Origin of the sequence: Streptomyces sp. SID5910, from assembly GCF_009862125.1 — a bacterium.
GTDB lineage: Bacteria > Actinomycetota > Actinomycetes > Streptomycetales > Streptomycetaceae > Streptomyces.
This window is the reverse complement of sequence record NZ_WWHX01000091.1, coordinates 1-9,017: the sequence shown is the minus strand read 5'-3', so window position 1 is coordinate 9,017 and position 9,017 is coordinate 1. Positions and strand designations below refer to the sequence as shown.

Below are 9,017 nucleotides of genomic sequence, written 5' to 3'. Positions count from 1 at the left end.
GCCCGCTTCAGCTCGGCGAGCATCGCCGGGGTGGAGCCGTCGACGACCTTGTACTCCTTGTCCAGGCCGTAGCCCGGCAGGACCTCGTCCTTGAGCAGCTGCATCTCGCCGGTGCCGGGCTCGATGCCGATGATCTTCCCGTCGAAGGTGTCGGCCTTCCCCTTGAGGTCCGCGAGGGACTTGACGTCCTTCACGTACGAGGGAACGGCGATCTCCAGGGAGGTCGGCTGGTACCAGGTGCCCAGGTCGGTGAGATTGTCCTTGTTCTTGTCCCAGTAGTTCTTCTGGGCGTGGGGCAGCCACGCGTCGAAGTTGAGGTCCATGTCGCCGGAGGCCAGGCCGGTGTAGACCGGGCCGACGTCCATCTGCTTGAGGTTCAGCTTGTAGCCGCGACGCTCCAGGACGTTCTTCCACAGGTAGGTGACGGCGACGTCCTCGTCCCAGGGGAACCAGGCGACGTCCACGGCACGCTTCGCCTCGGGCGGGGTGGCGCCGGAGCCGCCCTTGACCGGGGCGAGCTTGTCGACCAGACCCGGGTTGGAGTCCAGCCAGGCGCGCACGGCGTCCTGCTGCTTGCCCTTGCCGGCCTTGTTGATCTCGGCCTCGAGGCTGGTGAGCTGCTTCTCGTCGAGCTTGAAGTCCTTCATCCACTGGGCGACGGTCGGGTCGTCGCCGGCGAAGCCCTTGCGGGACAGCGTGTGCACGCCGTCGCCCTGGCCCCAGGCGCCCTTCGGGTCCTTCAGCTTCTTCAGGTCGAGGTCGTTGTACGCCCAGTGCGGGGACCAGAGCGTGACGACGATCGGTTCCTTCTTGCTCATCGCCCGCTTCAGCTCGGCGAGCATCGCCGGGGTGGAGCTGTCGACGACCTTGTACTCCTTGTCGAGGCCGTACGCGCCGAGGACCTTGCTCTTGAGCATGGCCATCTCGCCGGCGCTGGACTCGATGCCGGTGATCTTGCCGCCGAACTGTCCGGCCTTGCCCTTGAGGTCCGCCAGCGAGTCGACGTCCTTCATGTAGGCGGGGACGGTCAGCTCCAGGGAGGTGTTGTCGTACCAGGAGCCGAGGTCGTCGAGCCGGTCGCCGTACTTCTTCCAGTACTGCTCGTGGGTGGTCGGCAGCCAGGAGTTGGTGACGATGTCGATGTCGCCCTGCGCGAGGGAGGTGTAGAGCGGCCCGGCGTCGAACTGCTTGGCCTCGACCTCGTAACCGCGCTGCTCAAGCATCTCCTTCCACAGGAAGGTGGAGGCGACACCCTCGTCCCAGGGCACGTAGCCGAGGGTGATCTTCTTGCCCTGGCCGACGTTCTTGCCCGCGGCGACGCTGTCCGAGTCGCCGGAGCCGCCGAAGATGCCCATGCCGCCGGCGACCAGGCCGAGGATGACGACGCCGATCACGGCGACCTGCGGACGGGGACGGTAGGACCAGATCTTCAGACCGCCCGCGGCGCGTGCCTTGGCGGCGGCGCGGCGGCCCAGCGGGGAGACCTGGGTGCCCAGGGCGCTGGTCATGCGGTCCAGGTAGATCGCGAGGATGACGATGGCGACGCCGGCCTCGGAGCCGAGGCCCACGTTGAGCTGGCCGATGGCCTCGTTGACGTCGCCGCCGAGGCCGCCGGTGCCGACCATGCCGGCGATCGCGGCCATGGACAGGCCGAGCATGATGACCTGGTTGACGCCCGCCATCACCGTGGGCAGCGCCAGCGGGAGCTGGACGCGCAGCAGGGTGTTGCGGGGGCTGGTGCCGAAGGCCTCGGCGGCCTCGACCAGCTCCTTGTCGACCTGCCGGATGCCCAGCTCGGTCATGCGCACGCCCGGGGCGAGCGCGAAGATCAGGGTGGCGACGATGCCCGCGGAGGCGCCGGTGCCGAAGAACAGGATCGCCGGGATGAGGTAGATCATCGCGGGCAGCGTCTGCATGAAGTCCAGCACGGGCCGGACGATGCCGCTGACGCGGTCGGAGCGTGCCGCCCAGATGCCGACGGGCACGGCGATCACCAGCGCGATGATCGTGGCGACGAGCACCAGCGCCAGGGTGATCATCGCGTTCTCCCACAGCTCCATGGAGACGATGAACGCGAATCCGAGGAAGGTGAGAACACCGGCGACCGTGCCGCGCAGCCAGAAGGCGATGACCGCGAAGATGCCGACCAGGAGCAGCGGTTCGGGGGCCTGGAGGACGGCGTTGATGCCGTCGTAGGTCCCGGTGAAGACGGTCTTGAGGAAGTCGAAGAGCCACGAGACGTGGGCGAGCAGCCAGTCGACCGCGTCGTTGACCCAGGTGCCGAGCGGGATCCTAGGCACGGGCCATCACCTTCTCCGGGCCCTTGCCGCGCCGCGAGTCGCAGGTGCCGGCCTCGGCGTCCTCGTCGCCGAGGAAGCCGATCAGGCGGCGGTCCGGGACCACGCCGACCAGTCCGCGGTCGCCGTCGACGACCGCGACGGCGTGCGGGACGCGCGCGCTGATCGCGCACAGCTCGGTGAACGACGTGTCCGGCGCGGCCGTCTCGCAGTCGCAGTCGGCCTCGTCGCCGCGCAGCTCGGTCTCCATGACCGCGCGGGCGGTCAGGACGCGGGAGCGGTCGACGTCCTGGGTGAAGGAGGCGACGTAGTCGTTGGCGGGACGTATGAGGATGTCCTGCGCGGTGCCTATCTGCACGATCCGGCCGTCCCGCATGACGGCGATGCGGTCGCCCAGGCGCATGGCCTCGTTCAGGTCGTGGGTGATGAAGACGATGGTCTTCTTCAGGGTCTTCTGGAGCTCGATCAGCTGGTCCTGCATGTCGCGGCGGATCAGCGGGTCGAGGGCGCTGAAGGACTCGTCCATCAGCAGCAGGTCGGCGTCGGTGGCGAGCGCGCGGGCCAGGCCGACGCGCTGCTGCATGCCGCCGGACAGCTCGTCCGGCCACGACTTCTCCCAGCCGGCCAGGCCGCACAGGGCGAGCGCCTCGTCGGCGCGGCGTTCGCGCTCGGCGCGGGGCACGCCCTGCACTTCAAGACCGTAGGCAGCGTTGTCACGGACGCTGCGGTGGGGGAAGAGCGCGAAGTGCTGGAAGACCATGCTGATCTTCTTGGAGCGGACCTCGCGCAGCTGGCGCTCGCTGATCTCGGTGAGGTCCTCGCCGCCGAAGCGGACATGACCCGCGGTCGGCTCCAGCAGACCGTTGAGCATGCGCAGCAGCGTGGACTTGCCGGACCCGGAGAGCCCCATGACCACGAAGATCTCGCCGGGCTCCACGGTGAAGGACGCGTCGATGACGGCGGCCGTGGTGCCGTCGGCGCGCAGTTCCTCGCGGTCGGCCGACTTGCGCAGTCGTTCGACCGCCTGATCCGGTTTTCTGCCGAACACCTTGTACAGGTGCTCGGCCTCTAGCCTCGCTGACACGCTTACCTCTTGGCTCGGGGGCAGGGACAGGGATCCGAAGCCTGACTAACAGTTGAATGAATCAACCAGCTCCGGCCCGGCTGCGCGCCTGCCCCGATCACCCCGGCCCAAACACATGAGTGACCCGGCTCACACGACCTCCACCGTTCGCCCGCACGACCTGCGGCATGATGCGAGGCGTGACCGGACGACTGATGCTTCTCGACACCGCCTCCCTCTACTTCCGCGCCTACTTCGGCGTGCCGGACTCCGTGAAGGCCCCCGACGGCACGCCCGTGAACGCCGTGCGCGGACTCCTCGACTTCATCGACCGCCTGGTGAAGGACCACCGCCCCCAGCACCTGGTCGCCTGCATGGACGCCGACTGGCGCCCGCACTGGCGGGTGGAGCTGATCCCCTCCTACAAGGCGCACCGCGTCGCCGAGGAGCGCCCGGCGGGCCCGGACACGGAGGAGGTGCCCGACACGCTGTCCCCGCAGGTCCCGGTGATCGAGGCCGTCCTCGACGCGCTCGGCATCGCCCGCGTCGGGGTGCCCGAGTACGAGGCGGACGACGTGATCGGCACCTACACCGCCCGCGCGAAGGGGCCGGTGGACATCGTCACCGGCGACCGCGACCTCTACCAGCTGGTGGACGACGCGCGCGGGGTGCGCGTGCTCTACCCGCTCAAGGGCGTCGGCACGCTCCAGCTCACCGACGAGGCGGTCCTGCGCGAGAAGTACGGCGTCGACGGCCTCGGGTACGCCGATCTGGCGCTGCTGCGCGGCGACCCGAGCGACGGCCTGCCGGGCGTGGCCGGCATCGGGGAGAAGACGGCCGCCAAGCTGCTCGCCGAGTTCGGCGACCTCGCCGGGATCCTCGCGGCGGTCGGCGACCCGGCGGCGAAGCTCACGCCCTCGCAGCGCAAGCGGCTGACCGAGGCCGGACCGTATCTCGCGGTCGCCCCCAAGGTCGTCCGGGTCGCCGGTGACGTCCCGCTGCCGGACGTCGACACCGCGCTGCCGCACGCCCCGCGCGACAAGGCCGCGCTGGACGCCCTCGCGGCCCGCTGGGGTCTGGGCGGATCCCTGGAGCGGCTGCTCACCACGCTCACCACGTGAGCCGTACGGTCGGATGGGGACAGGGATGCTAACTTAGGTAAACCTAACTCAGGGACTGGGAGGCCGTCATGGCAGAGCGTCCGGGCCGCAGGCCGCGCAAGCCGCACACCGCGCAGGTCGTGCGCACCGAACGGATCACCCCGCACATGCAGCGCGTGGTGCTCGGCGGCGAGGAACTCGCCGGGCTGCCGGCGGACACCTGCACCGACCACTATGTGAAGCTGCTGTTCCCCGCCGACGGCGTGACCTACCCGGAGCCCTTCGACATGGAGCGGATCCGCGAGGAGTTCCCGCGCGAGCAGTGGCCGGTGACCCGGACGTACACGGTGCGCCAGTGGGACGCCGAGCTGCGCGAGCTGACCCTGGACTTCGTGATCCACGGCGACGAGGGGCTGGCCGGGCCCTGGGCGAAGCGCGTCAAGCCGGGCGAGACCGTCCGTTTCATGGGCCCCGGCGGCGCCTACGCGCCCGACCCGGCCGCCGACTGGCACCTGCTGGCGGGCGACGAGAGCGCGCTGCCCGCGATCGCCCGGTCCCTTGAGGCGCTGCCCGACGGCGCCCGCGCGTTCGCCTTCATCGAGGTCGAGGGGCCCGAGGAGGAGCAGAAGATCGACTCCGACGTGGAGATCGTCTGGCTGCACCGCGGCGACCGTCCGGTGGGCCGGGCGCTGGTCGAGGCCGTGCGCGGCCTGGACTTCCCCGAGGGCCGGGTGCACGCGTTCGTGCACGGCGAGGCGGGCTGCGTGAAGGAGCTGCGCAAGCTGCTGCGGGTGGAGCGCGAGATCCCCCGCGAGGACCTGTCCATCTCCGGGTACTGGCGGCTCGGCCACAACGAGGACGGCTGGCAGGCGTCCAAGCGGGAGTGGAACGAGCGCGTCGAGGCGGAGCAGGAGGGCGCGCCGGCCGCGTAACCGCCGACACCACCGGGCGCCCGTCCGGCGGCCGGGCGGTACGCCACCGACCGACGCGGTCCGACGCGGCACCGTCCGACCCGGTCCGACGCGGCGCTGTCCGACGCGGCGCGCTCCGGTACGTCACGCGGGGCGTCGCTCCGGACGCACCGCCGACCCCGCGCAACCGCCTCGCACGGGCGGCGCACCCGCCGCCCCGCGCCGGCCGCCGGCCGAGAGACGGCCCCTGCTCAGTCGTCGCCGTGCACGCGCGCGTGCAGGTGCATGTCGTGCCAGCCGTCGGCGTGCCTGAGGGCCCGTCGCTTGACGCCCTCCAGGGCGAAGCCGGTCTTCTCCGCGACGCGGCACGACGCCTCGTTGGCCACGGAGTGCATCAGCTCCAGCCGCTGGAAGCCGATCTCGTCCAGCGCCCAGCGGGCCAGCGCGGTCGTGGCACGCGGGGCGACGCCCCGGCCGCGGGCCGCCGCCGTGGTCCAGTAGGCGACCTCGGCCACCCCGTCGTCGAGTACCACCTCCCGCAGCGCCACCCGGCCCAGCAGCCGGTCGGTCGCCTCCTCGGCGACCGCCCACTGCGGTGTGCGCTCCTGCTCCCAGGCCCGCTGCCACTCGGTGATCCAGCCGCGCACCTCGTCCTCGGAGCCGGCGGCACGGAGGTGCCACTGGTGGATCGCCGGGTCCTGGAAGGCCGCGTGCACGGCGGGCGCGTCCTCGGTGCGCCACGGGCGCAGCGCCAGGCCGTCACCGGTGGGGATCACGGGCTGCGGGACGCAGGAGAGGGTGCCGGGCGGGAGAACGGGGCTCGTCAGATAGGGCATGACCGGCATCCTTCCCACGACGCCGGTGCGCGGACCACCCGTTTTCCGCGGCCCTCCCCCGCCTCGTACGCTGGCACCCGATGAGACGCCGTACGCCTCCCCCGCCCTCGCCCCTCCCCCAGCGCCACGGGGTGGACCCGGTGCGGGTGCGGCTGCCGGCCGCCGGGCCGTGGGCCACGGTCCGCGAACACCTGGTGGAACGGCTGTCCGGCGCGGGCGGCGGCACGGTCGAGGGCATGTTCGCCGCGGGCCGGATCGTCGGGGCCGACGGACGGGCGGTGGCTGCGGACGCGCCGTACGAGCCCGGGATGTACGTCTGGTTCCACCGCGATCTGCCGCCGGAGGTGCCGGTGCCGTTCCCGCTGGAGGTCGTGTACCGCGACGAGCACATCGTCGTCGCCGACAAGCCGCACTTCCTGGCCACCACCCCGCGCGGCGGCCATGTCACCGAGACCGTGCTCGCCCGGCTCCGCCGCGAGCTGGGCATCCCCGCGCTCGGCGCCGCGCACCGCCTGGACCGGCTCACCGCCGGACTGGTGCTGTTCACGGTCCGCCCCGAGGAACGCGGCGCCTACCAGTCCCTGTTCCGCGACCGCCTGGTGCGCAAGGAGTACGAGGCGATCGCGCCGTACGACGCCGCCCTGGCCCTGCCCCGGACCGTACGCAGCCGGATCGTGAAGGAACGCGGCGTGCTGGCCGCCCGTCAGGTCGAGGGCGAGCCGAACGCCGTGAGCCGCGTCGAGCTGACAGGGCACCGCCCTCCGGGCCCCGCGGACGCACCGGCGCTGGGGCGGTACCGGCTGGTGCCCGCCACGGGGCAGACCCACCAGCTGCGCGTGCACATGAGCGCCCTCGGCGTGCCGATCCTCGGTGATCCCCTCTACCCCGAGGTGGCCGCGCCCGTGCCGGCCGGCGACTTCCGGCGCCCGCTGCAACTGCTGGCGCGGGAGCTGGCGTTCACCGATCCGGTCACGGGACGCGAGCACCGGTTCCTGAGCGGGCGGTCCCTCGGGGCGTGGGCGGCGTACGGGGAGTGGGCCGGCGGTCAGTAACCGCGCCACCAGAGGAGGAAGCGCTGCCAGGCCCCCTTGGGGCGAGCCGGCTCCGGCGGCGCGGCCGTCACCGTGGGAGCGGGGGACGCGACGGGCGGGGTGGGCGCGACGTGCACGGGCTCCGGTGACGGCGACGGCGTCGATGGCGGCGGCAGGGTCCCGACGTGCCAGGCGATGCGCGGCTGCGGGACGTCGGTGTGGCTCGGCCGCTGTGTCACGTCCTGCTGCGGCCGCGGCTCGAACAGCACCGGCAGTTCCACCAGATGGCGCGAGGCGATCGACGACCGCCAGGTCAGCTCGTCCTCGTCGCAGGCCAGCCGCACGTCCGGCAGCCGCATCAGCAGCGCGTCGATGCCGGCGTCCGCGATGGCACGCCCGATGTCCTGGCCGGGGCACTCGTGCGGGCCGCCGCCGAAGGCGAGGTGGGAGCGGTTGCCCTGCATGCTCGCGTCCAGGTCGGGGCGGATGCGCGGATCGACGTTGCCCGGCGCGATGCCGAACAGCAGCCCGTCGCCCGCGCGGATGCGCTGGCCGCCCAGTTCCGTGTCCTGCTTGGCGAAGTAGGCCAGGACCGTGCTGAACGGCGGCTCGTCCCACAGGGACTGCTCGACCGCCTCGGGCACCGTCATCTGGCCGCCGCTGAGCTGGGCGCGGAATCCCGGGTCGGTGAAGACCACGCGCAGCACGTTGCCGATGAGGTTGACGGTCGCCTCGTAGGCGGCGAGCAGGACCAGCCGCAGGTGCTCCGTGACCTCGTCGTCGGTGAGCCCGGCCGGGTGGGTGACGAGGTGACTGGCGATGTCGTTCTCGGGCTTCGCCCTGCGGGCCGCGCTGAGCCGTCCCAGGGCGTCCATGACATAGGCGTGGCTGGCGATGGCCGTCTCGGTGCCCTTGAGGGTGTCGCGGGTGGCCTCCACCATCCGGTCGTTGTACTCGTCCGGCATGCCGAGGACCTCGCACATCACGCCCATCGGCAGGTGCTCGGCGAAATCGCCGACGAGGTCGGCGCGGCCCTCCTCGCAGAACCGGTTGACGAGGCGCTGGGTGTGCCGGGTGATGTGCCGGCGCAGTCCCCGGTAGTCGATCGTGGACATGGCCCCGGTGACCGCGCCGCGCAGCCGCTTGTGCTCGTCGCCCTCGGCGTGCGAGCAGATCGGCTGCCAGGCGATGTGCGGCATGAGCGGGTGGTCCGGCTTGACCATGCCCTCGTTGAGCGGGGTCCAGATGCGGCTGTCGCGGGAGAACTGGGCCGGGGTGCTCACCATGTGCAGGTTCTCGGCGTGTCCGAGGACCACCCACATCGGCACGTCGTCGTGGAGCAGCACGGGCGCCACGGGCCCGTACCGGCCGCGCAGCCGCTCGTAGAGCCCCTCCAGGTCGTCCGTCTCGTTCAGCCGGTGCAGTCCGCCCGGTCCGAGGCCGTGCGCGGGGCAGCCGGGGGGTGGTGCGAGCAGGGGGTCGCCCGTTCCGGTCGGGGCGTGGCGTTCAGGCGTCACAGTGTCGCTCCGCAACAGAGGTGAGGGTCAGCAGGGTGTCGGGGGCGCGTCAGGTGAGCGCGCCCTTCAGGGCGAGGGAGTGCAGGAAGCGCATCAGCGTCATCAGGACGTCCCGGCTGGAGGCCCGGCGCCGTACGTCGCAGTCGAGGATGGGGATCTCCTCGGGCAGGTCGAGCGCGGTGCGCAGCTCGGCGACGGGGTAACGGGGCGCGTCCGGGAAGGAGTTGACGGCGACGACGAAGGGCACTCCGCGCTCCTCCAA

At 71.9% G+C, this 9,017-nt stretch carries 7 protein-coding genes and 1 pseudogene; 3 read left to right on the top strand and 5 right to left on the bottom strand.

Going from position 1 to position 9,017, the window contains the following annotated elements; genetic code table 11:
- Together GTW67_RS03550 and GTW67_RS03545 are read right to left on the bottom strand one after the other, a co-directional pair.
- Positions 1 to 2,300, bottom strand: a 2,300-nt coding sequence (locus tag GTW67_RS03550; RefSeq protein WP_161163324.1) for a glycine betaine ABC transporter substrate-binding protein, incomplete at its 3' end; no start/stop codon positions are given.
- On the bottom strand, positions 2,293 to 3,381 hold the full coding sequence (locus tag GTW67_RS03545) for a betaine/proline/choline family ABC transporter ATP-binding protein (RefSeq protein WP_161163323.1): 1,089 nt from the start codon (positions 3,379 to 3,381) through the stop codon (positions 2,293 to 2,295). The genes GTW67_RS03550 and GTW67_RS03545, both read right to left, overlap by 8 nt.
- Positions 3,382 to 3,575: 194 nt before the next feature.
- Here GTW67_RS03545 and GTW67_RS03540 point away from each other — a divergent pair, with 194 nt between their 5' ends.
- Together GTW67_RS03540 and GTW67_RS03535 are read left to right on the top strand one after the other, a co-directional pair.
- Positions 3,576 to 4,481 (top strand): 5'-3' exonuclease, encoded by a 906-nt coding sequence (locus tag GTW67_RS03540; RefSeq protein WP_202436775.1) that lies wholly within the window; start codon positions 3,576 to 3,578, stop codon positions 4,479 to 4,481.
- Positions 4,482 to 4,549: 68 nt separating this feature from the next.
- The gene (locus GTW67_RS03535; RefSeq protein ID WP_161163321.1) at positions 4,550 to 5,392 is read left to right on the top strand and encodes a siderophore-interacting protein; all 843 of its coding nucleotides are present in this window, start codon (positions 4,550 to 4,552) and stop codon (positions 5,390 to 5,392) included.
- Between the two features lie 230 nt (positions 5,393 to 5,622).
- On the opposite strand, the gene GTW67_RS03530 is transcribed toward GTW67_RS03535, so the two are convergent.
- Entirely contained in the window at positions 5,623 to 6,207 is a 585-nt protein-coding gene (locus GTW67_RS03530; RefSeq protein ID WP_161163320.1) for a GNAT family N-acetyltransferase, read from the bottom strand.
- 80 nt (positions 6,208 to 6,287) lie between these two features.
- On the opposite strand from GTW67_RS03530, the gene GTW67_RS03525 reads away from it, so the two are divergent.
- Positions 6,288 to 7,259: an RluA family pseudouridine synthase gene (locus GTW67_RS03525; RefSeq protein ID WP_161163319.1), complete on the top strand. Its 972-nt coding sequence runs from the start codon at positions 6,288 to 6,290 to the stop codon at positions 7,257 to 7,259.
- Here the strand turns inward: GTW67_RS03525 and GTW67_RS03520 are convergent.
- A complete protein-coding gene (locus tag GTW67_RS03520; protein ID WP_161163318.1) occupies positions 7,253 to 8,755 on the bottom strand; it encodes a cytochrome P450 family protein in 1,503 nt (500 codons plus the stop codon). The genes GTW67_RS03525 and GTW67_RS03520 overlap by 7 nt on opposite strands.
- Positions 8,756 to 8,804: 49 nt before the next feature.
- Positions 8,805 to 9,017 (bottom strand): annotated as a pseudogene (locus GTW67_RS03515) (ATP-binding protein); the annotation flags it as partial.

What these genes read in the sequence shown, in the direction of transcription:
- GTW67_RS03540 (WP_202436775.1), top strand. Translation starts at nt 3,576, where the DNA reads ATGCTTCTCGACACCGCCTCCCTCTACTTCCGCGCCTACTTCGGCGTG.
- GTW67_RS03535 (WP_161163321.1), top strand. Translation starts at nt 4,550, where the DNA reads ATGGCAGAGCGTCCGGGCCGCAGGCCGCGCAAGCCGCACACCGCGCAG.
- GTW67_RS03530 (WP_161163320.1), bottom strand. Translation starts at nt 6,207, where the DNA reads ATGCCCTATCTGACGAGCCCCGTTCTCCCGCCCGGCACCCTCTCCTGC.
- GTW67_RS03525 (WP_161163319.1), top strand. Translation starts at nt 6,288, where the DNA reads ATGAGACGCCGTACGCCTCCCCCGCCCTCGCCCCTCCCCCAGCGCCAC.